Annotated in this window: 21 protein-coding genes; 7 read left to right on the top strand and 14 right to left on the bottom strand. The window is 63.9% G+C overall.

Annotated features, from left to right (window positions below; all coding sequences use genetic code 11):
- Positions 1-3 precede the first annotated feature (3 nt).
- The 7 genes from GD606_RS12785 to GD606_RS12755 form a co-directional block, all read right to left on the bottom strand.
- Positions 4-1731, bottom strand: a complete 1728-nt coding sequence (locus tag GD606_RS12785; RefSeq protein WP_163301643.1) for a cation:proton antiporter domain-containing protein — start codon at positions 1729-1731, stop codon at positions 4-6.
- Between the two features lie 188 nt (positions 1732-1919).
- The gene (locus GD606_RS12780) at positions 1920-3122 is read right to left on the bottom strand and encodes a PhoH family protein (protein ID WP_163301642.1); all 1203 of its coding nucleotides are present in this window, start codon (positions 3120-3122) and stop codon (positions 1920-1922) included.
- 296 nt (positions 3123-3418) lie between these two features.
- On the bottom strand, positions 3419-4294 hold the full coding sequence (gene pstA / locus GD606_RS12775; protein ID WP_163301641.1) for a phosphate ABC transporter permease PstA: 876 nt from the start codon (positions 4292-4294) through the stop codon (positions 3419-3421).
- 15 nt (positions 4295-4309) lie between these two features.
- Entirely contained in the window at positions 4310-5203 is an 894-nt protein-coding gene (pstC, locus tag GD606_RS12770; RefSeq protein WP_163301640.1) for a phosphate ABC transporter permease subunit PstC, read from the bottom strand.
- Between the two features lie 99 nt (positions 5204-5302).
- Positions 5303-6112, bottom strand: a complete 810-nt coding sequence (locus GD606_RS12765; RefSeq protein ID WP_163301639.1) for a PstS family phosphate ABC transporter substrate-binding protein — start codon at positions 6110-6112, stop codon at positions 5303-5305.
- A gap of 224 nt (positions 6113-6336) precedes the next feature.
- Positions 6337-7758 (bottom strand): NADPH-dependent glutamate synthase, encoded by a 1422-nt coding sequence (gene gltA / locus GD606_RS12760; RefSeq protein WP_163301638.1) that lies wholly within the window; start codon positions 7756-7758, stop codon positions 6337-6339.
- Complete coding sequence (locus GD606_RS12755) at positions 7739-8593, bottom strand: sulfide/dihydroorotate dehydrogenase-like FAD/NAD-binding protein (RefSeq protein WP_163301637.1); 855 nt, start codon at positions 8591-8593, stop codon at positions 7739-7741. The genes gltA and GD606_RS12755 overlap by 20 nt, the downstream gene beginning before the upstream one ends.
- A gap of 285 nt (positions 8594-8878) precedes the next feature.
- Here GD606_RS12755 and GD606_RS12750 point away from each other — a divergent pair, with 285 nt between their 5' ends.
- The gene (locus GD606_RS12750) at positions 8879-9310 is read left to right on the top strand and encodes a hypothetical protein (RefSeq protein ID WP_163301636.1); all 432 of its coding nucleotides are present in this window, start codon (positions 8879-8881) and stop codon (positions 9308-9310) included.
- Between the two features lie 30 nt (positions 9311-9340).
- Here the strand turns inward: GD606_RS12750 and GD606_RS12745 are convergent, their stop codons facing one another.
- The 4 genes from GD606_RS12745 to GD606_RS12730 all read right to left on the bottom strand — a co-directional run bounded on the left by GD606_RS12745 (position 9341) and on the right by GD606_RS12730 (position 14183).
- Complete coding sequence (locus tag GD606_RS12745; RefSeq protein ID WP_163301635.1) at positions 9341-10534, bottom strand: SGNH/GDSL hydrolase family protein; 1194 nt, start codon at positions 10532-10534, stop codon at positions 9341-9343.
- A gap of 119 nt (positions 10535-10653) precedes the next feature.
- Positions 10654-12786, bottom strand: coding sequence for a methyl-accepting chemotaxis protein (locus GD606_RS12740; RefSeq protein WP_163301634.1), 2133 nt, complete (start codon positions 12784-12786; stop codon positions 10654-10656).
- Between the two features lie 183 nt (positions 12787-12969).
- A complete protein-coding gene (locus GD606_RS12735) occupies positions 12970-13248 on the bottom strand; it encodes a hypothetical protein (protein ID WP_163301633.1) in 279 nt (92 codons plus the stop codon).
- 92 nt (positions 13249-13340) lie between these two features.
- Positions 13341-14183: a LexA family transcriptional regulator gene (locus tag GD606_RS12730; RefSeq protein ID WP_163301632.1), complete on the bottom strand. Its 843-nt coding sequence runs from the start codon at positions 14181-14183 to the stop codon at positions 13341-13343.
- A 150-nt stretch (positions 14184-14333) separates the two neighbouring features.
- Here GD606_RS12730 and GD606_RS12725 point away from each other — a divergent pair, with 150 nt between their 5' ends.
- Positions 14334-14588, top strand: a complete 255-nt coding sequence (locus GD606_RS12725) for a Mor transcription activator family protein (RefSeq protein ID WP_163301631.1) — start codon at positions 14334-14336, stop codon at positions 14586-14588.
- Between the two features lie 651 nt (positions 14589-15239).
- A complete protein-coding gene (locus GD606_RS12720; protein ID WP_163303927.1) occupies positions 15240-15869 on the top strand; it encodes a Fic family protein in 630 nt (209 codons plus the stop codon).
- A 21-nt stretch (positions 15870-15890) separates the two neighbouring features.
- Here GD606_RS12720 and GD606_RS12715 read toward each other — a convergent pair whose 3' ends face one another.
- On the bottom strand, positions 15891-17162 hold the full coding sequence (locus GD606_RS12715; RefSeq protein ID WP_163303928.1) for a response regulator: 1272 nt from the start codon (positions 17160-17162) through the stop codon (positions 15891-15893).
- Between the two features lie 316 nt (positions 17163-17478).
- Between GD606_RS12715 and upp the strand changes: the two genes are divergently transcribed.
- Positions 17479-18105: a uracil phosphoribosyltransferase gene (upp, locus tag GD606_RS12710; protein ID WP_163303929.1), complete on the top strand. Its 627-nt coding sequence runs from the start codon at positions 17479-17481 to the stop codon at positions 18103-18105.
- A 77-nt stretch (positions 18106-18182) separates the two neighbouring features.
- Here upp and uraA read toward each other — a convergent pair whose 3' ends face one another.
- On the bottom strand, positions 18183-19469 hold the full coding sequence (uraA, locus tag GD606_RS12705) for a uracil permease (RefSeq protein WP_163303930.1): 1287 nt from the start codon (positions 19467-19469) through the stop codon (positions 18183-18185).
- Between the two features lie 276 nt (positions 19470-19745).
- Between uraA and GD606_RS12700 the strand changes: the two genes are divergently transcribed.
- The gene (locus GD606_RS12700; protein WP_163303931.1) at positions 19746-20810 is read left to right on the top strand and encodes an NAD(P)H-dependent flavin oxidoreductase; all 1065 of its coding nucleotides are present in this window, start codon (positions 19746-19748) and stop codon (positions 20808-20810) included.
- A 272-nt stretch (positions 20811-21082) separates the two neighbouring features.
- On the opposite strand, the gene GD606_RS12695 is transcribed toward GD606_RS12700, so the two are convergent.
- A complete protein-coding gene (locus GD606_RS12695) occupies positions 21083-22390 on the bottom strand; it encodes an O-acetylhomoserine aminocarboxypropyltransferase/cysteine synthase family protein (protein WP_163303969.1) in 1308 nt (435 codons plus the stop codon).
- 255 nt (positions 22391-22645) lie between these two features.
- On the opposite strand from GD606_RS12695, the gene GD606_RS12690 reads away from it, so the two are divergent.
- Both GD606_RS12690 and GD606_RS12685 read left to right on the top strand, forming a co-directional pair.
- Positions 22646-23347, top strand: a complete 702-nt coding sequence (locus GD606_RS12690; protein WP_163303968.1) for a type 1 glutamine amidotransferase — start codon at positions 22646-22648, stop codon at positions 23345-23347.
- A 35-nt stretch (positions 23348-23382) separates the two neighbouring features.
- Positions 23383-23859, top strand: a complete 477-nt coding sequence (locus tag GD606_RS12685) for a pyridoxamine 5'-phosphate oxidase family protein (RefSeq protein ID WP_163303967.1) — start codon at positions 23383-23385, stop codon at positions 23857-23859.
- The last annotated feature ends 72 nt before the right edge of the window (positions 23860-23931 follow it).

Genomic DNA, 23931 nt, shown 5'->3' with positions numbered 1-23931 from the left:
CGATTAGCCCAGAACCTCATGCCGGGCGTTCAGGGCGGCGGTTTCCGTCTGGCGCACGTCGTCCCCCGTCCCGCCTTGAAAGGACAAAATGACCCGGGCGGCGCGTTCTGCGGCATGGATGCGGGGCACGAACACGAAATCCGCGCCATCGGCGTACAGGCTGTGGGCCCCGGCCAGGGTGTTGGCCGTGACCACCACCTTCGCCTGCGGGCACAGGCGCTTGGCCATGCGCAGCAGGCGTTGGTTGGTTGTTCCGCGCAGGATGGAGTTGGGGATGGAGCAGACCACGGCCCGGGCCGCGCCAATATGGGCGTGAACCAGGGTGTCCAGGTTGGCGATGTCGCCGTAGACGCAGGCCACGCCCCGGCTGGCCAGCTCGCGGATGACCACCGGGTTGAAATCCACCACCAACACGCGCGGGGGCGTCGCCGAACCCTGGCTGAGGGTTTCGATCTCCTGAAAGATGGAGCTGGCCTCGCGGAAAAATCCCAGAAACACGATGTCCGGGTCGGCATGGGGTTCGACCCGGTCTCCGGCGTCGGTCACGTCCCGCAGGCCCAGGCGGCGAAGCCCGGCGGCCAGAACCTTCTGGATCTCGTGGTTGTACTGGATCATGTAGGTGGAGGCCACGGAGGTGGCCGCGAAGACGAAGGTCAGGATGCCCACGGTCTGGTCCGAGATATGGCCCATGTTCAGGCCCAGGGCGGCGATGACCAGGGAGAATTCGCTGAGCTGGGACAGGTTGATGGAACAGATCAGGCTCGGCCGCAGGCCGTTTTTCAGGCCGTAGAGGATGGGAAAGACCGAGGCGAAGCGGGCCGCGATCAAAAAGGCCGAGGCCAGGGCCGCAAAACCCAGAAGCTCCCCCGTGGGCACGGGAATCTGCATGCCCAGGCCCACGAAGAAAAGCGTCACGAAAAAGTCGCGGATGTTGACGACCTTGGCGATGACATCGACATTGTAGGGGAAGGTGGACAGGGAGACCCCGGCCACCAGGGCCCCCATCTCCCGGGACAGCCCCACGGCCCCGGCCAGGCCGCTGACCAGGAAGCACCAGGACACGGCCGTGACCAGGACCAGCTCCGGCACCTTGGCGATGAACCCGAAAAGTCGGGGCAGGATGAATTTGCTCGCGGCCATGGCCGCGACGACCAGCAGGCCCCCCTTGGCGAAGGACACAAGCACCGTGCCCACGGCCGGATCGGCCAGGTTGGGCTGCACGGCCAGAAACAGGATGGCCCACACGTCCTGGAAGACCAGGACGCCCAGGGTGATGCTGCCGGGCAGGGTGGTCAGTTCGAACTTGTCGTAGAGCAGCTTGACCACGATCATGGTGCTGCTGAGGCTCAGGGCCACGGCTAGGTACAGGGCGTCGAAGCGGCCGTCGCCCAGGGCGAACCCCAGGGGCGCGAAAAAGGCCAGCCCCAGGGCCACGCCCAGGGGGAACTGGCCAAGGCCCGTGACCACCAGGGAGCGTCCCGAGGCGGCCAGCTTTTTCAGGTCGATCTCCAGGCCGATGATGAAAAGCAAAAGGATCAACCCGATTTCGGCGATGAGGCTGATGGTGGCCTCGTCGGCCACCAGCCCGAAACCCATTTTGGGTCCGAGCAGGATGCCCGCCGCCAGATAGGCCAGGATCAGGGGTTGGCGCAGGGCCTTGGCCACCACGCCGATGCTGGTGGCGGCCACGATGGACAGGCCGATGTCGGCGATGAGATCGGCGTGGGGCATGGGGTGTGGTTCCTCGCGCCGCCCAGGGCGGACGGGCATGGGGTGGAAGCCGCAAAGGGGAAAGACGGCCCGGTTGCGCCCATGAAAGCGGGCGGCCCGGCGGAAAGCCGGGCCTGCCCTTCATGCCAGGGACGCCCGCGTTTTTCAACCGAGCGGAACCCCGCGTTTAAAAACCGTCGGCCATCTCGCTAGAGGCGGGACTTGAGCACCATGTCCGTGATGGGCCCGCGCGACTTGTCGCCCTTGAGCACGATGTGGGCGTAGTTGGCGAACCCCTTGAACTTGCGCACGATCCAGTTCAGGCCGTTGTTGGCTTCGTTCAAATAGGGGTTGTCCACCTGGGAGGTGTCGCCCAGGCACAGGCATTTGACCCCTTCGCCCATGCGGGTGAGAATGGCCCGGACCTCGGTGCGCGAGAGGTTCTGGGCCTCGTCGATGATCACGAAGGCGTTTTCGATGTTCATGCCGCGCACGTAGGCCAGGGGCAGGATCTCGAATTTTTTGGGATTGAGGCGCAGGATGTCGTCGTTGGGGTTCAAAAAGACCTTGTTGGCCGCCCGGGACTTGTGCAGCTTCACCAACAGATCGTAGATGTACTTCATGTAGGGTTCCATCTTTTCCGAGACGTCGCCGGGCAGATAGCCCATCTTGGCCCCGATTTCGATGGTGGGCTTGAGCACGAAGATCTTGTCGTAGAGTTTTTTCTCCTGCACGGCATACAACGCCGCGGCCAGGGCCAGGTAGGTCTTGCCGTATCCGGCCTCGCTTTGGATGGACACCAGGTCGATGTGCTGCGAACAGATCAGCTCCAGGGCCAGGTTTTGGTACACCGTGCGGGGCTTGATGTTCCAGACCTCGCATAAGTAGCCGATGACCTTGTCCCCGTCCGGGGCGTGCAGCACGGGCTTGCCCTCGCGCCAGGAAAAGGAGTTGGGCACGGGCGGCTGGTCGTCCTCCACGAAGCCGGTGTAGCGCTGGGATTCGGACTCGAACGGCTTGGAATCGCGCAGTTCCTCGCTGTGTATGCCCGCCAGCCCGGCCTGGAGTTGCAGGATGCGGTCGTTGGTGACCAGGATGGGGTTTTCGATGCCGCCCGAATTGATCTCCGCCAGGATGTGGTTGTCCACGATGTCCGTGAACTGGGAGCTGCTTTTTTCGTTTTTGATGAAGGTGATTTTGTCGCGATGCTCCATGAGCAGCTGGATTACCTTGGAGACGATGTGCCGCAGCTTGGGGGTTTTTTTCAGGCCCTCAAGCTCCATGAGCACATGGTAGGGGATGAAGATGTTGTTTTCGGCGCCGTTACGGAGGTTGAGCAGGCACTCGGGGTTTTCGATGAGGACGTTGGTGTCCAGGACGTAGTTTTTTTTGGGGGCGCTTGGTTCACTCATGGGCGATCCGCTTCCTTTTGCAGAAGGTTGGGGAAGGGCTCCCGGGGGGAGCGCAAGAAAAAAAGGCGACCGGACGCGGGGGGCGTCGGGTCGCCTTTTTGGCGAAGAGGGGTCAGGTCATCGGCCTTTTTTTTCACGCGGGCCTTCGGGTGGAGGTTCCGTTGCGTAAGCGGCGTCCGTCCCGGCGACGCCCGGGTGTTGCGTGCGATACTTTCCGTTAGGCGTGAACGAGCAGCAACGCCCTGAATTCATGATTTTTATTCAAAAAAACATACATGTTTTTTGTGAACGCGGCACTAGCGGCGTTTTTGCAATCTGGCCCGCAACAGGATGGCCACCAGGTTCATGCCCAAAACCAGCACGATGAGCACCAGCGAGGTGCCGTACTGCAGGGGCCGGGTCTTTTCGATGTCGGTCCCGGCCGTGGCCAGGACGTAGACATGGTAGGGCAGGGCCATGACGCTGTCAAAAACCGAAGTGGGCAGGTAGGGGGTGAAAAAGACCGAGGCCGTGAACATGATGGCCGCCGTCTCCCCGGCCGCCCGGGACAGGCCCAGGATGGCCCCGGTGAGCATGCCCGGCATGGCCGCCGGGAGCACCACCAGGCGGATGGTCTGCCATTTGGTGGCTCCAAGGCCGAGCGACGCCTCGCGGTAGGTCTGGGGCACGGACTTGAGGGCCTCCTCGGCCGTGCCGATGATCACCGGCAAAACCAGGATGCCCAGGGTCAGGATGCCCGCCATGATGCTCACGCCCATGCCGAAAAAGGTCACGAAAAAGGCCAGTCCGAAAAGTCCGAAGACCACCGAGGGCACCCCGGCCAGATTGCTGATGCCCAGGCGGATGATGCGTACGACCTTGCCCGGGGTGGCGTATTCGTTGAGGTAAATGGCCGAGGCCACGCCTAGGGGAAAGGACACGACCATGGTCCCCAGGCTTAGGAGGATGGTGCCCAGGATGCACGGCCAGATGCCCCCGGCGGTCATGGAATCCGTGGGGGCCTCGGTGAGGAAGGTCCAACTGATGGCCGGAAGGCCGTTTATGAGCACGAAGGAACAGATGATGAGAAGCGCCGTGAGGTTGATGATCGACGAGGCGCCGAAAAGGCCCCACATGACCTTCTGGGTCGTGTTCCGGGTGCGCTTGCTGGCGCCGATGGGAATGGTGGTCATGGACAAAATGCCTCCCTACAGCGTGGCCGCGCCGACCTGTTTGTGCTTCTCGGAAATGTGGTCGGCGATGATGTTGAAAAGCAGGGTAAAAAGAAACAGCACGATGCCGATGGCGAACAGGGCGTAATAATGGTCGCCCCGGAAGGGGGCTTCGGCCATCTCGGCGGCGATGCTCGACGGCATGGGCCGGACTGGCGAGAAAAGGGATGTGGGGATCATGGCCGCGCCGCCGGCCACCATGAGCACCACCATGGTCTCGCCGATGGCCCGGGACATGCCCAGGATGATGGCGGTGCTGATGCCTGACAGGGAGGCCGGAAGGATGACCCGGGCGATGGTCTCCCAATGGGTGGCCCCCAGGGCCAGGGAGGCCTCCTTGAGCTCGGCCGGGACGGAATAGATGGCGTCCTCGGAGACGCTGCAGATGGTGGGCACGGACATGAACGCCAGCATGATGGCGGCGTTGAAGAGGTTTAATCCCGTGGCCAGATCGAAGGCCTCCTGCAGGAAGGGGGCGACGACCACCATGCCGAAAAAGCCGATGACCACCGAGGGCAGGGCGGCCAAAAGCTCCACCACCGGTTTGAAAAAGCCCCGGGTTCTGGGACCGGCGATCTCGGCCAGGTAGATGGCGGTCATGACCCCAAGCGGGATGGCCAGGGCCGAGGACACCAGGGTCACGGCCACTGAGGCCACGATCAGGGGAAAGATGCCGAAGTCGGCCGGGTCGGAGGTGGGATACCACAGGTGGCCGAACAAAAAGTCGATCACCGAGACGTGCTCGAAGATGGGCAGGCCTTCGATGAACAGATAGATCATGATTAGCCCCAGGGCCACGATGGACGACAGGGCGGTGACCAGGAAAGCGATGCGGATGACGGAGTCTTTGGCTTTGCGGCTGACGGCCATGGCCTCACCTTGTCCTTCGTGCGCGGCGTTGGGGATGGAACCGGAAAGGCCGTCGGCCGGAGGCGAACCCCCGGCCGAACGACCCGGATAAAGCGGAAACTACTTCTTCTTAAGCGGAACGAATCCGGCTTCCTTGACCAGCTTCTGGCCTTCGGCGCCCAGGGCCCAGTCCACGAACTTCTTGATCTCGCCGGTGGGCTCGCCGTTGACGTAGAGGTACAGGTCGCGGGAGATGGGGTATTTGCCGGAGGAGGCGTTCTCCTCGTTGCCGACCACGCCGTCCACGGTCAGGCCCTTGGTGGAGGCGTCGAGGTAGCCCACGCCCACGTAGCCGATGGCGTTCTTGTTCTTGCTGACGGCCTGCACCACGGCGCCGCTGGAGGCCTGGAGCAGGGCGCCCGGGAAGACCTTCTCGCCCTTCATGACCAGCTCTTCCCAGGTTTCGTAGGTGCCAGACGAGGTGTCGCGGGAGATGACCACGACCGGACCCTCGCCGCCCAGGGCCTTCCACTCGGTGGTCTTGCCAGCGTAGAGATCCTTGAGTTGGGCCAGGGTGACGGCGGAGATCTTGTTGGCCGGGTTGACCACGGGGACGATGGCGTCGATGGCGACGACGATTTCCTTGGCGTTCACGCCCTTTTCCTTGGCCAGGGCGAATTCCTTGTCCTTCATCTTGCGCGAGGCCATGGCGATGTCCGTGGTCTTGTCGATGATGGCCTTGATGCCGTTTCCGGAGCCGCCGCCGGACACGGTGAACTTTACGGTCGGGTTGGCCTTCATGTAGGCCTCGACCATTTTCTGCATGATGGGCAGGACCGTGGTGGAACCGTCGACCTTTACCGTGGTGTCCGCGAAGGCGCTGGTCGCGACCAAGATGAAGGTCGCGAGAAGAGCGGCCAGTTTTTTCATAACCCGTCTCCTTATACGTTTGCGTGTTGAAATGGACCCCGACACCTGCTGACAACGGTGTCAAAGTAGGGAGGCGACGTTACGGGTGTGTTACAGCCTGCTGGATAATGAGTGACGACGCGCCCGGCGGGCTCATGCCGTCGGGCGGTGGGGAGTGTCGCGACGTGATTTGTAACAATTCCGGGGCCGATTCATGACAAGCGCTCCGGGTGCGGTGAAAGGGATCAGCCGTGGCCCACAAGCCGTTCGGCGATCACCTTGGCGGCGCGGCGGCCCGCGCCCATGGCCAAAATGACGGTGGCCGAGCCGGTGACGATGTCGCCCCCGGCGAAGACGTTCGAAATGCTGGTCTCGCCCGTGTCCTCGTTGACGACCACATAGCCCCGGCGATTTTTCTCCAGGCCGGGGGTGGCGTTTAACAGCACCGGATTGGGGCCCGTGCCCACGGCCACCACGGCCAGGTCGCAGGGGATGTGCGCCGTGTCGCCCTCTATGGCGCAGGGGCGGCAGCGGCCGGACTCGTCGGGTTCGCCCAGGCACATGTGCTGGACCTCAAGACCCGTGAGGTAGCCGCGCTCATCGCCGACAAAGGCCAGGGGGCCGCACAGGCATTCCAGGATGACCCCTTCCTCCAGGGCGTGGTGCAGTTCCTCGGCCCGGGCGGGCATTTCCTCTTTCGAGCGGCGATAGACCAGCCGGACCTCCTCGGCCCCCAGGCGAAGCGCCGTGCGGGCCGCGTCCATGGCCACGTTGCCGCCGCCCAGGACCACGACCTTTTTGCCGGGATAGATGGGGGTGTCGTAGTCCGGAAAGGCGTAGGCCCGGCCCAGGTTCACCCGGGTCAGGTATTCGTTGGCCGAGAACACGCCGATGAGGCTCTCCCCGGGGATGTTCAGGAACCGGGGCAGGCCAGCGCCCACGCCGATGAACACGGCCTTGTGGCCCATTTCGAACAGTTCCGGGATGGTGAAGGTCTTGCCGCCCACCCAGTTGGTGACGAAGGTCACGCCGCTGTCTGTCAGGGCCGCGATCTCCCGGGCCACGATGGCCTTGGGCAGGCGGAATTCCGGGATGCCGTAGGTGAGGACGCCGCCCAGTTCGTGCAGGGCCTCGTAGACCGTGACCTTGATCCCCCGGGCGGCCAGGTATCCGGCCACGGTGAGGCTTGAGGGGCCCGAGCCGATGCAGGCCACGGACAGGCCGTCCCGGGACGCGGCGCAGGCCGCCTGTCCGGTGATCTGTTCGCAGGCCGAGCGGGCCGCGAACTCGTCGGCCACGAAGCGCTCCAGGCGGCCGATGGCCACGGGCTCGCCTTTTTTGCCCAGGATGCAGGCCCCCTCGCACTGGATCTCCTGGGGGCAGACCCGGCCGCATACCGCCGGCAGGCTGTTGGTGGCCTTGATGGCCGCGTAGGCCGCGTCCACGTCGCCTTTGGCCATGTGCCCCACGAAGTCGCGGATATTGACCTCCACGGGGCAGCCTTTGATGCAGGCCGGTTTTTTACACTGCAAACAGCGGGCGGCCTCGGTCATGGCCATGGACAGGTCGTAGCCCAGGGTGACCTCGGAAAAATTGGCCCGGCGCACGGCGGCGGGCTGCTCGGGCATGGGCGTGCGCGGGGAGGGCTTAGGCTTTTTTGTGGTCATGGCAGCGACACTCGTGGAATTTTTCCAGGGAGACGCGTTCCTGGTCGCGGAAGGCCCCAAGCCTCGCGCACAACTCGCCGAAGTCCACCTGATGGCCGTCGAATTCCGGGCCGTCCACGCAGGCGAAGCGGATCTGGCCGCCCACGGTGACCCGGCAGGCCCCGCACATGCCGATGCCGTCCACCATGATGGAGTTGAGGCTGACCGTGGTCTTGACCCCAAACGGCCGGGTGGTCTCGGCCACGGCCCGCATCATGGGCACCGGGCCCACGGCCACCACCTCGGACACGGTGGGGTCGGCGGCCAGCCGGTCGCGCAGGGTCTCGGTGACCAGCCCCTTTCGGCCCATACTGCCGTCGTCCGTGGTCACCAGCACCTCGTGGCAAAAGGCCGACAGTTCGTCGTGGAAAAGAAGCAGTTCTTTGGTGCGGGCGCCGATCACCGCCACCACGTGGTTCCCGGCCCGGGCGTGTCCCTTGGCGATGTGGTGCATGGCCGCGATGCCCGTGCCGCCGCCCACGCAGATGACGACGCCGGTCTTTTCGATGTGGGTGGGCGCGCCAAGGGGCCCGCATACGTCGAGGATGGCGTCCCCGGCCTCAAGGGTCTCAAGCAGGGCCGTGCTCTTGCCCAGGACCAGATAGACGATGGTCACCGTCCCTTTTTCGGGGTCGGCGTCGGCGATGGTCAGGGGGATGCGCTCCCCGTGGTCGTTCACGCGCAGGATGAGGAAGTTGCCGGGCTGGGCCTTGGCCGCGATGTGCGGGGCGTCCAAGACCAGCTCGCTGGTCTTTCCCGGGATGAGCCGCCGTTTGGCGAGGATGGTGGTTGGCATGATTCCTCCGGGCCCGGGTGGTCGTCAAGGCCCCGGCAACAGGGAATATGCCAGCGTAAGCGCCCGCGTCAACCGGATGCGGCGTTTTTGACCGTCTCGCTCGTGAAAAGAGGCGCATGGCCCTTGTCAACGCCTGTTGACGGTTGTATATGAAGATCGACACCCAGAAACGCATCCATGGATGGAGATGCGGTCCCCTGCCTTGTGCAGGCGGGGACGACCGTCGGCAAGGCAGCCGAACAAACGTCGCCCGGGGAGATCCCGACGCGGCAGGCGAGTCGCTCCATGGCCGTTTCAGCGGTCGGACAGACCCCTTTTGCGATCTATGCGCAGGAATCCTCCCTGGCGGCGGCTTCCTCGACCCCTTTGCGCGCCCGGGTGGTGACCACCGAGGCCGGACTGTCGTTTGGCAAATTCGGCATCTCGTACACCTCGCGCAACGTCGAACTCCTCTCTGACGATGTCTCGGTTTCCGCAGCGAACTCGGGCTCTGACGCAACAACGGCGTTGGGCGGCTTTTCCAGGGCCGAGTCCTTCGCGGCGGTCCTTGAGGCGGCGACCCTGTCCCAGCGCATGGCCGAGGCCGGTTCGACCTGCGGCTCTTGCGATTGGGCCATGCCCCTGGCCACCCGTCCCTACGCGGCGGCGGCCTATTCGGCGACATCCACGGCGGGTCTGACGCCACCCCCGTCCCGGACGCTTCTGGCCACGGTCTAGCGAAAAACAAGCAAGAATCGCGCCGAAAAACTATTTTGGGATGCCGTGCTGCGGAATGTGGGGCGCGGGCACCAAGCCGTTGGCCATGAGGAAACGGGCGATCTCCCAGGCGATGATGCCGCTGGCCGGTTCGTTGGGGTGCCGGGTGGGATCTCCGGCCAGGATCAGCCGGGGATTTTGCAGGGGATCGAAGAGGTACAGGGCGGGAATCCCCCGGTTGTAGGCGGCCACGGCCAATACGCCAATGCGCGTCACCAGGGCGAATTTCGCGCCATGGGCTTCTGATTCGTCGTTCATGGCGAAGACGATGGTCTCGCCCATGCGGTTGACCTCGGCCAGAAGGGCCTCGGCCTCGGCTGCAGCCGCGTCCGGAGCGACTGGAGCGGTTTCCCCGGCGGGTTTATCGGCAGTGGCGGCCGTGGTTGCGGCGCCGTTGCCCACGGAGCGGGCCAGGTCATCGGGCAGGGTTTCGGCCTTGACCTGGTCCTTTTGTACGGAAAAGTGGATCACGGCGTCGCGGAGCAGCAGATAGGCCTTGCTCCAGGAGGATGCGAAGCGGTCGGCGTCAATGAGCAGACGGTAGAGGAGGGAATTGTTGGCCACGGGGCTGTTGGTCAGGACCAGCGCGCCGTTTTCCAGCAGGAAACGGGGTTTGCCCATGCCCCAGACCTTGTCCCGGACGTGCCGGGAGTCGGCGTAGTGGGGCACGTAGGCCACCACCAGATCCGGATGGTAGGCAAAGCCCGTGTCGCGCAGAAAAAGCAGTTCCTGATCCACGCCGTAGCCGCTGACCCCCAGGTTCATGACCTCGACGCCCGTGAAATAGCCCTCAAGGAGCTTGGTGAAGTGCTTGTCCAGGGGCACGCCGAAACCGAAGGCGTGGGAGTCGCCCACGACCAGGATGCGAAAGACGCCCGCAGGTTTTTCCCGAGGGAAGTCACGGTCCCGGAATCCTGCGGTATTGATGGCGTATTCGATGGGCTGGCCGGTGCTTTTGGATACGGCCCGGGCTCCCGGCGTAAGCGACCAGCCGAGGGCGTCGTCGAAGCGCGAGATCTCCTGCGGCACCAGAAGTCCCCAGGTCTTGTCCAGGCAAAGCCAGGTCAGCCGCCCTGCGAGTTCGAGGAAGACCAGGAGCCCAAGAAGGTAAAGCCCGATAAAAAAAAGGCGCCTCAGCGTGGCCATGCGGCGTTTGGGCTTGGGGGCGTCGGGCGGGTGAGCCAAGGGGGATGATCCTTTGCCTGGAGTGGCGGCCGGGACGTCAAACGATCGCCGGGACGGCGGTCGTTTGACGCAGCGACAGTGTGCCAGGGTCGGGGATTATTTTCAACCCGCCGGGCGGATCAGGACGGCTGCGCCGTCACTCCGTCGCCACGCAGGGATTGGATCAGTTCCGAGAGGATGTCCGACTGTTCGGCCAGGGACATGACCGTGCGCACCGAGTCGTTCATGCTCTGGGCCGTCTCCGCCGAGACCCGGTTGATCTCGTCCACGGCCCGGTTGATTTCCTCGCTGGCGGCGGACTGCTCTTCGGAGGCGGTGGCGATGGAGCGCACCTGATCCGAGGCGGCGTCCACCAGAACCACGATCTCGCGCAAGGCCTGGCCCGATTGTCCGGCCAATTCGGTCACCCGCTCCACGGCGCGCACCGTCCCGTCCACCCGGGCCGCGTTGTCCCGGGCCCCGGCCTGGACGCTTTCGATGGCCTCGCCCACCTCGCGGGTGGCTACCATGGTTTTCTCCGCCAATTTTCTGACTTCATCGGCCACCACGGCGAATCCGCGTCCGGCCTCTCCGGCCCGGGCGGCCTCAATGGCCGCGTTCAGGGCCAGGAGGTTGGTCTGGTCGGCGATGTCGTTTATGACCCCGATGATGCGCCCGATGCCCTGGGCCTTCTCCCCCAGGCTGTTCATGTTCTGGAGCAGGTCCATGGACTGGGCGCGCACCTCGTCGATGCCGCGCACCAGGTGGGTCACCATGTCTTCGCCGGTCTTGGCCTTCTGCCTAGCCGCGTCGGAACTTTCGGCGGCCTGGGAGGCGTTTTTGGCGACTTCCAGCACCGTGGCGTTCATCTCCTCCATGGCTGTGGCCGTCTCTCCCAGGCGCACGGCCTGGAGTTCGGAGCCCCGCCCGGCCTGCTCCACCCGGGTCGACAATTCCCGGGCCGCGTCCGCGACCCCGGTGGCCACCTGGTCGGCATCTGTGGCGGCATCCAGCATCTTGCGCCGGGCGGCCACAATGTCGGTCTGATCCATGATCACTTCCAAAGCCCCGGCCACGACCCCCTCACGGCTGACGATGGGGGTGGCGAAATAGCGTATGTCCATGCGCCGTTCCCCGGGGGTGGCCTCGGTCTCGGCCTGGGCCATGCGGCCCTCGCGCAGGGCCGTGGCCACGGCGCAGTCTCTGGTGCGGCAGTCAGCGGGACGCAGGAGGTCGAAGGCATTTTGACCGTGCGTCTCCCGGCCGGGGAACAGGGCGCGGCCGGTGCGGTTCATGAACCGCACGGCAAACTCGCGATCCATGGTCAAGACCGGGGTGGGGATGTTGTCGATGTGGGCCACGAACACGTCGGCCAGGGTGTTGGCCCCGGTGATGAGGCCCGCAAAACTCCCCTGGAAGCGTCCCGGGTCGCCGCGTCGCAGCAGATCGCCGGACTCGATGGCCCGCACCATGTCGTCGTATTCGGCGGTCAGGCCCCGGAGGGCCGTGGCGATGTCGGTCAGGCTGGCGATGAAGACCCCGATTTCGTCGCCTCTGGGCTTGGGCGCGGGATGGTTCAGGTTGCCTGCGGCCACGGACCGGGCCAGGGCCACCCCGGCGGAGATGGGGCGGACGATGGACAGGGTGATGAGCGCGGCCAAGGCGACGCCGACGAGCACGGCCACCGCGCCGAAGACCGTCACGGTGGATTCGATGCGCGCTCCTTCCTGGGCCATGCCTTTTTCGATGCCTTCCACGTCGCCCTGCACCGTCTGGCGCATGGCCGTCAGCAAGGCCTGCACCTTTTCGAGCTGGGCCAGGCTCTCGCTGCGAAAGATGGCCTCGGCCCCGGCAAGATCCCCGGCGGCGCGCAGATCGGCGATGCGCCTGGCCGTGGCGTGCAGCCGTGAATGGGGATCTTCGATCTCCCGCAGGGGGGCGGCCAGGGCGGGGATGCGGCGTTCGATGTTCGTGCGGGCCTCGCTGTAATACCATTTTCCGAAGGCGCATTGGGTGGGGTCGGTCTGGGCGGAAAGCGCCGTGGACGTGGGATCATGCACGAACAGGCTGAGGGCTTGCACCCATTTGAGATGGTCCACCTCGCGTTGCAGGAACCGGCTGGACAATTCATGCAGTGAACTGGCGTCCGTCCCCTTGCCCAGGATGTCCTGGATGCCCCGGATGGAGATAAAGGACGAGGCAGCCAGTATGCAGATGAAAAAGGCCACACATATCGTAATTTTTGTTCCGACTTTGATATTGTTCCATTTCACGGGGTACTCCGGGGAGTTCAGGCGTTGTTTCGGTGCTGATGTGGCAATTTTCAACGCGGAAAACGAAAGAACCACCACTGGGAAAGGCGAAAATGAATATGCCGTATTCTGATTCCATGGTCAACGGCAAGGAAAAAGGTCTGGTCTGGCGGCGAAGCGGCGGCTTTCGGGTGCGGGCGGACGTCAGGCGGGAAGGGTCATACGTCGGGTGGGCGGGGGCATGACTGCTGGAAAACCCGAAATCTGTTGCGGCCCGCCAGCCCTGGGTTCCAGGCGGATGTCCGGGGCGTGGTCCTCGGTGAGGCGGAAATCCCGGCCGCAGACAGGCAGCAGGCCGTATTCGGCCAAAAAATCGTCGGCCCAGGCGTCCAGGGCCGCTCGGGCGTCTTCCATACGCGCATAAGTCATGGCGGATTGCCAGCCGCCGAGGGGGGCTTTTTCCCAAAGGGTGAACGGGTCCATGCATGCCTCGCTGGTTGTGCGACAAGACAGGCATAAGTATATTCCAAGCGTGGAATATGTCAAGGGCGTTTCCAACGGCCAGGGTCGCCCGGCTATTCGATATCCCTGGCCGTCCAGATGCATCGGCCGATGATTTCGAAGTCTTCGCCGGGCTGAAGCGGCAGGCTCGAGCCGTCCTGGTCGGAGACGATGGCGATGTCGGCGGGGGTTCCCACCAGGCGTTTGATGTACATCTGCGCGTTGTGCCGGATGTAGAAAACCTTGTTTTTGACGAACTGCCGTCGGCTCTCGTCCACAAGCACCACGCTGCCGTCGGGGATGGTGGGGGACATGCTGTCCCCGAAGGCCCGGATGACGGACATGTATTCCGGGTTGCCCTTGGCGCGGATCCATTCCGTGCGAAAGCTTAAGTAGGTGATGGCCCGGGTTCCGGTTTCGGTGGAGCCGCCGCCCATGGAGCCCGTGGCCTCGCGCAGGGGGATCTCGGTATAGGAGCGGTTTTGGATCTCCCGGCTTTTGAAGTCGCGCAGGAGGCTGGCCAGCAGGGCATGGTTGCGGCGGGGCGGAGGGCCGCCGACGTCGCCCAGGGTGAAGGAGGGGTCTTCGCGTACGGCATCGAGCCGCGACGCAGGGTCTGATCCGGGGAAAGGAATGGAATATGCCTCGCTCCCGTCAGACGGAGAGGGATCGCGGCCCATGTCGAGCATTTCCCGGTAGGACAGGTTGAAATATTCCGCCAATCGTTCCCGCAGATGCTCCTTGGGGAGCTGCTTCCCGCACAGGATCTTGCTGACGTAGCCCTGGCTGACCCCGGCGTGTTCGGCCAGGGCGTTTTGCGGCACGTCGTTGATTTCCACCAGGACGTTTAAGGCCTTGATGAAAAGCGACCCTTCCGTGGCGTTCTCGTTTGAGGAGGCGGGGGGGGCGTTGTGCATGGTGTGTCTTGTGGCATGGGTGTGGAATGAAGTCTAGGCATATTTTGGAATATATCAATTGACATTTATTCCAATCGGGAATAAATATTCCTCAACATCAGGTCGCCGTGATCCGGCGAAGACGCGGCCGCATATGGCGGCGGGAGGAGTATGCGCGAAAACGAATTGCATGCCAAGCTGGCGGAACGATTGGGGGAAGAATGCGCCTGGACCGCTGTGGAGGTGATTATCGGCGAGTGGGGCGGGTGCCGCCTGGACATTCCGACAGGGGTGGACTCACGGCGTAGACGGCGGGACGGGGAAATCCGCCGGATGTTCGCCATGGGGCTTGCCGTGCCGGACCTGGTGCAGCGCTACGGGCTGTCGGCGCGGCATGTGCGGCGGATCGTCACCGATGTGAACTGACAGTCATTTGTATTGACAAAGAGAATGACATTTTATATCTAAAAAGTAAAAAAAGTTCAAAAATTTAAGAATATTAAATATATCAAATATATTAACAAAATGCAAACAAAGGAAGGTCAACATGTCCCGCCGCCTCCCCCATGGGGCCGACCCCATGACGCGGACGTCCTTGCCCCTCGATGCGCCGAGATCCGAGCCCGCGCCGCAACCCTGGCCGCACTCCCCGTCCTGCCTCGGGAGCGGGAGGCCTTTGCGCAGGAGTTCGCGCATCGGGGGCGGGTCGCCGCGCAGGCGCTTGCCGGGTGCGCCGTCACGGTGGAGCGGGCCGGAGACGGCCCTGTGCGGCCCCTCCAGGCCTCCCCTAGCCCTGCGGGGGGCGGCGGGGCTGGTGGAGGGCCGCAGTGGCGCGACTTTGTCGCACAGGAGTGGCGGCGGGTGGCGGAATGGGGCGGCGGCCCTGGCGACGGGCGGCTTGGCCGATCCGTTTTGGAGGCCCTGCGGCATGCGCTCGGGCCGTGGGCCGGTGGGGGGCATGGCCCGGGCCCTGGCCGGGCTGCGCCGCCTGCAGGGGGTGATCCGGATGATCGTGCGCAGGAGACCCGCGCCGTTTCGCTGATCAAGGCCTTTGCCGCGTGGTTTGTCGGACCCGACATGGCGGACGAAGAACCCGCCGTACGCGCGGCCCTGGCCCACTACCACATCCTTTCCCTGCGGCCGTTGTCCGGGGCGTATCCCCTGGCGGCGCGGCTGGCGGAAGCCGTCATCCTCCAGGCCGCAGGCCGCGTGTTCGAGTCGTGCCTCATGTCGGAATACTATCTGCGGCATGCCGCCGCATACGAGAGCCTGTCACCGAAACATCCGGACTTACGGCAAAGCGGCCCGGGCCAGGACTCCGGCCCGGCCGGGGGGGACGATCCCACGCGGTTTGTGGCCTTTTGCCTGGATGGGCTGGTCTGGGGCGGGCGCGAGGTGGAGGAGCGGATCGCCGAGGGGTTGCGGCAGGTGGTTTTGGAGCGCCACTATGAGGAGTTGCGCCAGGCGCGACAGGTGACGGCCAGGCAGCATGCCCTGCTGCGTCTTCTGCTCGACGTTCAGGCGTTGCCGGTGGGGATTCAGGCCCTGTGCCGGGTGTCGCCGTTTAGCCTGCTGTACGGCCGGGCCAGCGAACAGACGGCTCGTCGCGATCTTAAGCGGCTTTCGGGGATGGGGCTTCTGGCGCCCTCGCCGGGAGGGTTCGTCCTGAACCGGCGTGTCTTGTGCGGCGAGGGCGGTGTTTCGTAAAACCCATGTGCTGTGGTGGGGCTAACTCATGACCCGCTGGATGGCCTCCATGAGCATGGGCGCCTCGAAGGGTTTCGTGAGGTATTCGTCCATCCCGGCCTCGATCCCCCGGATCTTGTCGCTTTCCATGGCGAATGCGGTCAGGGCGACGATGGGGATGGCCGGATTGAGGCCGGGAACCTGTCCGGCCCGGATGGCCCGGGTGGCGTCCAGACCGTTTAAGCGAGGCATCTGGATGTCCATGAGCACGATGTCCACGGGTTCGCGGCCGAGAAGCTGCAAGGCCTCTTTGCCATCCACGGCGGTGAGCACGGTGAACCCGCATTTTTGCAGGACGCGAACGGTGAAAATGCGGTTGACGGGTTCGTCCTCGGCCAGGAGGATCTTCAAGTTTCGTGGCTGAACGTCTGGCGCGGCGGTGGTTTTGGGGGCGTCCGTCGCGACGGACTGATCGGCAAGGCCGCACTCCACGGTAAAGTGGAAGGTGCTGCCGTGCCCCTCCCGGGATTCCAGCCAGATATCCCCATGCATCATGCGCACCAGTCGTTTGCAGACGGCGAGTCCCAATCCCGCGCCTCCGGTATACTGTTTTTCCAAAGGGTGCGCGCCGATGGCGAAGGGCTCGAACAGATCGGCCTGGCGTTTTGGGGCAATGCCGATGCCCGAATCCTTGACGGTGACATGCAGGAGGCAGCGATCCTGGCGCGGGGTGGTGGCCGGTGCGTCGCGTCCGCTGGTTTGTCCGCGCCATGGGCCGACGGTCGCGGAGATAAACCCTTTTTTGGTGTAGGCGAAGGCGTTGTTGAGCAGGTTGACCAGGATCTGCTTGATGCGGGCGGCGTCACCGATGAGCCGCAGGGGGAGCGCGTCGTCTATCTGATACGAGAATTCCAGGGATTTCCACTGGCTTTGGCTTTTAAAATTCCGCAGCAGGGGGGCAAATTCGGCCCGCAGGTCAAAGAGTTTTTCCACCAGGGGCAGACGCCCGGAGTCCAAAGCGGAAAATTCCAGGAGGTCGTTGACCAGGGACTGGAGCGTGGCGGCGCTGACCTGGGCCATCTCCAGGTATTCCTGGCGTTCTTCGGGGGAGGGGGTGGTCCGCGCCAACTGCAGCATGCCCAACACGCCATTTATGGGCGTCCGCAGTTCCAGGCTTAAATCCTCCAGGAACCGCGTTTTGGATCGAACCGAATCTTCGCAGTCCCGCAGGCGTTTTTCAAGACCCGCATACGTCTCCTGGAGGCGGAGATGTTCCTTTTTGAGCTGTACAAGTTCTGTGTCGTCTTCGTCCATGGCATCTCCGGACGGTGTTTCGGCGTCGGATTTCACCGGCCTGCGAGGAGAGGGTGATGAGCCATGGTGAATATACGGCGGCCAGGGGTTGATGGCAAGAAAATCATCGATCCGGGAAAATCGGCGAATCAGTAGAGAGAACCATATCGTATATACCGTTATTTGTATATAGTGGCGAATCCAGGGGGAACATGCCCCACATCTTGCCAAACTGTCGGATATGATCCAAAGTTCACGACCAACGCGCGCAAGCGGGGGCGCGGCAGCCGTTCCCCCCGGACGCAATGCATGTTCGCCACTGAAAAGGAGCAGGCCAATGCCGGTCACCGTCGTCGATCACCCCCTGGTGCGCCACAAGCTGGGCCTTTTGCGCCAAAAAGACCTCAGCACCAAGGCCTTTCGCGACCTGGCCAATGAGGTCGCCCGCCTTTTGACCTACGAGGCCGTCAAGGATCTCAAGACCGAGAAGATGGTGATTGAGGGCTGGGCCGGGCCGGTCGAGGTGGAGCAGATTCGCGGCAAAAAGATCACGGTGGTGCCGATCTTGCGGGCGGGCCTGGGCATGATGGACGGCGTTTTGGATCTGGTGCCCGGGGCCAAGGTCAGCGTGGTGGGCATGTATCGCAACGAAGAGACCCTGGAGCCCGTGAGCTATTACGTCAAGCTGGCCAAAAAAATCCATAAGCGCACGGCGCTGATCCTCGACCCCATGCTGGCCACCGGCGGCACGCTTGTGGCCACGGTCAAGCTCTTGAAAGAGCACGGCTGTAAGAAGATCAAGGGGCTTTTCCTGGTGGCCGCCCCCGAGGGCCTGGCCCGGCTTGAGCAGGAGCACCCGGACGTGGATGTTTATGTGGCCTCCATCGACGAAAAGCTCAACGAGGTGGGGTATATCATTCCCGGTCTGGGTGATGCCGGGGACAAGATTTTCGGCACCAAGTAGCTGACGCGAATTTGATCATTGGCCAAAAAAAAGGCGCCCTCTGGGCGCCCTTTTTTTGGGGAACCGTCTCGCCGGGTTCAGATGTCGGTCTGAGTGTTGGTCAGGCCGAAGCGTTCCAGGAGGTGGAAGGTCAGGGACAGGGCCATGCCCACCACCGTGGCCAGGGCCATGCCCTTGAGCTGCACCGTGCCGATGGTGACGGCCATGCCGCTGATGCCCACGATGAGCACGATGGCCGTCAGCGTCAGGTTGATGGGCTTGGAATAGTCCACCCGGGTCTCCACCAGCATGCGGATGCCCGAGGCCGCGATGACCCCGAAAAGCAGGATGCAGATGCCGCCCATGACCGGGGTCGGGATGGACTGGATCACGGCGGAGAGCTTGCCGATGAAGGCCAAGACGATGGAGATGGCCGCCGCGCCGCCGATGACCCATACGGAGAAGACCCGGGTGATGGCCATGACCCCGATGTTTTCGCCGTAGGTGGTGGTGGGCACGGAACCGAAAAATCCGGACAGGACGGTGGATACGCCGTCGCCCAGAAGCGACCGGTGCAGGCCCGGGTCTTTGGTCAGGTCCCGGCCCACGATGTTGCCCGTGACCACCAGATGCCCAATGTGTTCGGAGATGACCACCAGGGAGGCCGGAAGGATGATCAGGATGGCGTTTATGTCGAAAACCGGGGTGTAGACCGTGGGGAAGGCCAGGACCGGGGCGGCGGCGATGACGTCGAAGTTGACCAGCCCCATGGGGATGGACACCAGATAGCCCGCCACGATGCCGGTCAGGACCGGAATGACGGCCATGAAGCCTCGAAAGAGCAGGGAGCCGAAGGCCACGGTGAAAAGCGTCACCATGGCCACGATGATGCCGCTCGTATTATAGACGCCGCTGGCGTCGGGCTTGAACCCGGCCATGTCCGTGGCCACGCTGGCCAGTTCCAGGCCGATCAGGGCCACGATGGGGCCCATGGTGGCCGGAGGCAGCACGAATTTGATCCAGCCCGAGCCAAAAGCCCCGATCAGAAGGGCCACGGCCACAAAAATCAACCCCGAGGCGATGAACCCGCCCAGGGCCAAACCGTAGTTGGCCCCCCACATGGCCTGGTTGGCCCCCAAAACCACGAAGACCGGGGACAGGAAGGCGAAGCTCGAGCCCAGAAAGGCCGGGGCCTTTCCCTTGCATAAAACAAGATAGATGAGGGTGCCCACGCCGTTCATCAAAAGCACCACGGCGGGATCGATCTTAAACAGCGTCGGCACCAACACCGAGGCCCCGAACATGGCGAAAAGATGTTGAAAACTTAATGGAATTGCCTGAAGAAAAGGTACTTTCTCCTCCACCTGATACGTTTTTGCGGCCATCCCCTCCCCCTTTCTGGAAAAATTTGCCTGCTCATACGCCGGGCGTAACAGACTGTCAAAAAACATCTTTGTCCAGACAGACGGGATGTGCGGCGGATTGGAAGGGAGGCGAGAAAGCAGGCAGGCAATTGATTTTTTGTCTGACCGCCATTTCCCTCTTGACAGCGTGGCGTTTTCCCACCAACACCATCGCTTCGCGGGTCAGTCTTGGACAGGCCTCGGCGTGCCCGGGGACTGTTTTTCCCTTTTGACCCAAAGAAGCTTTCAGGAAAGACCATGGCGTTGCCTCGGCTTGTCATCGGGGATTTGATCATCCCTACACCCATCATCCAGGGCGGTATGGGCATCGGCGTGTCTTTGGCCGGGCTGTCCTCTGCCGTGGCCACGGCTGGCGGCGTGGGCGTGATCTCCGCCGCAGGCATCGGGGGCGAAGAGGCGGACTTCAAGACGAACTACGTTTCGGCCAACTCCCGGGCCCTGCGCCGGGAGATTCGCGAGGCCAAGAGCCGGACCTCCGGGGTGCTCGGGGTCAACATCATGGTCGCCCTCACCAACTACGCTGAGCTGGTGCGGGCCTCGGTGGAAGAAGGCATCGACATCATTTTTTCCGGGGCAGGCCTGCCACTGGACCTCCCCCGCCACCTTGACGGCAAGACCTCGCCCAAGCTCGTGCCCATCGTCTCGTCGGGCCGCGCCGCCTCCATCATCTGCCGCAAATGGAAATCCCGCTTCGGCCGCACGCCCGACGCCTTCGTGGTGGAGGGGCCCATGGCTGGCGGGCACCTGGGATTCAAGCCCGATCAGATCGCCGACCCGGAATATCGTCTGGAAAAACTCGTGCCCGATGTCGTGGAGGCCGTGGCCGCCTTCGGCGACATCCCGGTCATCGCCGCCGGAGGGGTCTATACCGGTGCGGATATCCGGAAATATTTCGATCTGGGGGCCCGGGGCGTGCAACTGGGCACCCGTTTCGTGGCCACCCACGAGTGCGATGTGTCCCCGGCCTTCAAACAGGCCTACCTGGACGCCAAAAAAGAGGACATGCACATCATCAAAAGCCCGGTGGGAATGCCCGGGCGGGCCATCCGCAACCAGTTCATCGAAAAGGTGGAGGCCGGCAGGCGCAGCCCCTATTCCTGCCCCTTCCATTGCCTCTCCGGCTGTAACTACACCACCAGCCCTTTCTGCATCACCATGGCGCTTTTAAACGCCAAGCGCGGCAACCTGGAAAACGGCCTGATCTTTGCCGGCGAAAACGCCTGGCGCGTCACCGGCCTGACCTCCGTCGCCGAACTCATGGCCGAACTCATCTCCGGCTACGACGCTACCTTCGCCTCCTAAACGGCGTCGGGGCTTCCGCCCCGCCAAGCCGTCGGGGCTGCCGCCCCGAACCCCGCCCGGGGGAAATCATTTCCCCCGGACCCCCTGATATCGTTGGCGTTTCCGGCACAGCAAGGCTGTGCCGGAAACGCCAACGCAAGTCATGGTGGTTCGGAGAACATGCGTTCTCCCGAGCGCGGACGCGAAGCGCGACTAAATTTTCGAAGGGGGGTCCAGGGGGGAAACCTTTTTTAAAAGGTTTCCCCCCTGGCCGCCGGAGGCCTCTCCCTCCCCTAGCGTTGCGACGTGGCCAGGGCCTGGTCCAGGTCGGCGATGATGTCGTCCGGGTGTTCGATGCCTACGGAGATGCGCACCAGGTCCGGCGGCACGCCAGCTTCGAGCTGCTCGGCCGGGGTGAGCTGGGAGTGGGTGGTGCTGGCCGGGTGGATGACCAGGGTCTTGGCGTCCAGGATATTGGCCAGGTGTGAGCACAGTTTCACGGCCTCAATGAACTTCTGTCCGGCCGCCAGCCCGCCCTTGATCCCAAATCCGAACACCGCCCCCGGTCCCAGGGGGAAGTACTTTTTGGCCCGGGCATGGTCCATGTGGCCGGGAAGCCCGGCGTAGTTGACCCAGGACACGGCCGGATGCCCGGAGAGGAAATCGGCCACGGCGGCGGCGTTCGTGCAGTGGGCCCGGGCGCGGAGCGGCAGGGTCTCCAGGCCTTGCAGGATGAGGAAGCTGTTGATGGGGGCGGGTGCGGCCCCGATGTCGCGAAGGAGCCCCGTGCGCAGCTTGGTGCAAAAGGCCGTGCAGGGCGTGCCTTCCAGGGCGCACAGGGCGTCCCAGAAGTTGGCCCCGTGGTAGGTGGGGTCGGGCTTGGTGATCTCCGGGTATTTCCCGGCCGCCTTCCAGTCGAAACCGCCCGCCTCCACCACGGCCCCGCCGATGCAGACGCCGTGGCCGCCGATCATTTTCGTCAGGGAATAGACCGCGATGTCGCAGCCCACGTCGAAGGGGTTGAACACCGGCGGCGGGGCCACGGTGTTGTCCAGGACAAACGGCACCTTGAGCCTTTTGGCCACGGCCGCGATGCCCTCCAGATCGTCCACGTTGCAGCGGGGGTTGCCGATGGATTCGGAATAGAGGAATCGGGTGTTTTCGTCGGCGGCCCGCTCGAAATTGACCGGGTCCGAGGAGTCCACCAGCCGGACCTCGATGCCGAAGCGGGCCAGGGTGTGGGCGAACAGGGTATGTGTGCCGCCGTAAAGGTTCGAACCGGAAACGAAGTTCTGCCCGGCCTTGGCCAGCCCGGCGGCCACGTAGAAGATGGCCGACATGCCCGAGGCCGTGCATAGCGCCGCCGAGCCGCCGTGCAGCGCCGCCAGCCGTTTTTCCAGCACGTCCGTGGTGGGGTTCATGATCCGGGTGTAGATGTAGCCCGGGGTTTTCAAGGCGAACAGGTCGGCGGCGTGGGCCGTGTCCCGGAAAAGATAGCTGGTGGTCTGGTATATGGGCACGGCCCGGGACAGGGTGTCCGTGTCCGGGGTGTGACCGGCGTGCAGGGCCAGGGTTTCAGGGTGCTGCGACGGCGTGTGCATGGCGCGCTCCATGGTGGTCGGGCGGTCCCGGGAGGGAGTTGTTCTTTTGCTCGGAGAGGATCGATCCTGCGCTCATGATAGCCGCAATGGCCGGTTCTGTCACCGACGGTCTGAGAGGGCGGACTGCGGGGCCGTCGGGCTTGACAAGCCCCCGTCCCGGGACCGAAAAGCAGACGGTCGAAAAACGGTCGTCGGCCGCGTCTCCGCACTGGGGAGGCCCCCTCGGCCCCGTCCGCAAAAAGAAGGATGATCCCCATGCGTATTCATGTGTTGCAGCATGTCGAGTTCGAGGATTGCGGCGGCATCCGGCTATGGGCCGAGGCCCAGGGCCATGCACTGGCCACAACCCGCCTGGACGCGGACGAAACGCCGCCCGCGCCGGAGGCCTTCGACCTCCTGGTGGTCATGGGCGGTCCCATGAACATCCACGAAGACGAGGCCTACCCCTGGCTTGCGGCTGAGAAGGCAGCCATCCGGGCCGCCGTGGACGCCGGAAAGGGCGTCCTGGGCATCTGTCTGGGGGCGCAGCTGCTGAGCCATATCCTGGGCGGCAGCGTGACCCGGGGCGAGCATACGGAGATCGGCTGGCATCCGGTGACCCTGACCCCCGAGGGTGCGGCGCATCCGCTGTTTGCCGGATTTCCCGAGACGTTCGCAGCCTTTCATTGGCACGGCGACACCTTCTCCATCCCCGAGGGCGCGATCCATGCCGCCACAAGCCAGGGCTGCGCCAATCAGGCCTTTGTGCTGGGCGACCGGGTGGTCGGCCTGCAATTCCACCTGGAGTCGGTCCCGGCCAACCTGGTCAGGCTCATCAAGCACTGCGGCACGGAGATCGTACCCGGGCCGTACGTGCAGCTTCCCAAAGAGATGCACAACGGCCGGGCCCAGTTCGCCCCGCTCAAGGATCATCTCCACCGGTTTCTGGATTCCCTGGCTGCCGCCATCGGAAAATAGACGCCCCCTTCACCCTTTCACCGTAAGGCGGATGCATGCGCAAGGCCGACAGGGAAATCACGGACGTTACGGACATCGAGGCCGTTTTGCGGTCCCAGCGCGTCTGCCGCCTGGGCATGATCTCCGAGGGCCGGGCCTACGTTGTGCCGGTCAACTACGGGTACGACGCAGGCGCCCTGTATTTCCATTCCTCCAAAAAAGGCAAGAAAATTGAGGCGCTGGCCCAAAACCCCGAGGTCTGCTTCGAGGTGGATGCGGATGTGTCGATCCTCACCGGGGAACTACCCTGCCAGTACACCACCCAGTACCGCTCGGTGATCGGATTCGGACGGGCGGTGTTCCTCGATGATCCCGAGGACAAGCTGCACGGCCTGCGGGTTCTCATGCGCGCTCACGACGGCCCCCAGCAGGGCTTTGTTCCCGAGATCGTGGCCGCCGTGGCCGTGGTGCGCATCGATATCGAATCCATGACCGGCAAGTCCCTGCCCGCGCCCGCCAAGCGGGGCGGGTAGGGAGGCAGGAATTCCAGGGGGAAACTTTTTATAAAAAGTTTCCCCCCGGACCCCCTTTCAAAAATTTTGTCG

The organism is Desulfolutivibrio sulfodismutans DSM 3696 (assembly GCF_013376455.1).
Lineage (GTDB): Bacteria > Desulfobacterota > Desulfovibrionia > Desulfovibrionales > Desulfovibrionaceae > Desulfolutivibrio > Desulfolutivibrio sulfodismutans.
This window is presented reverse-complemented; position numbering and strand designations above follow the sequence as displayed.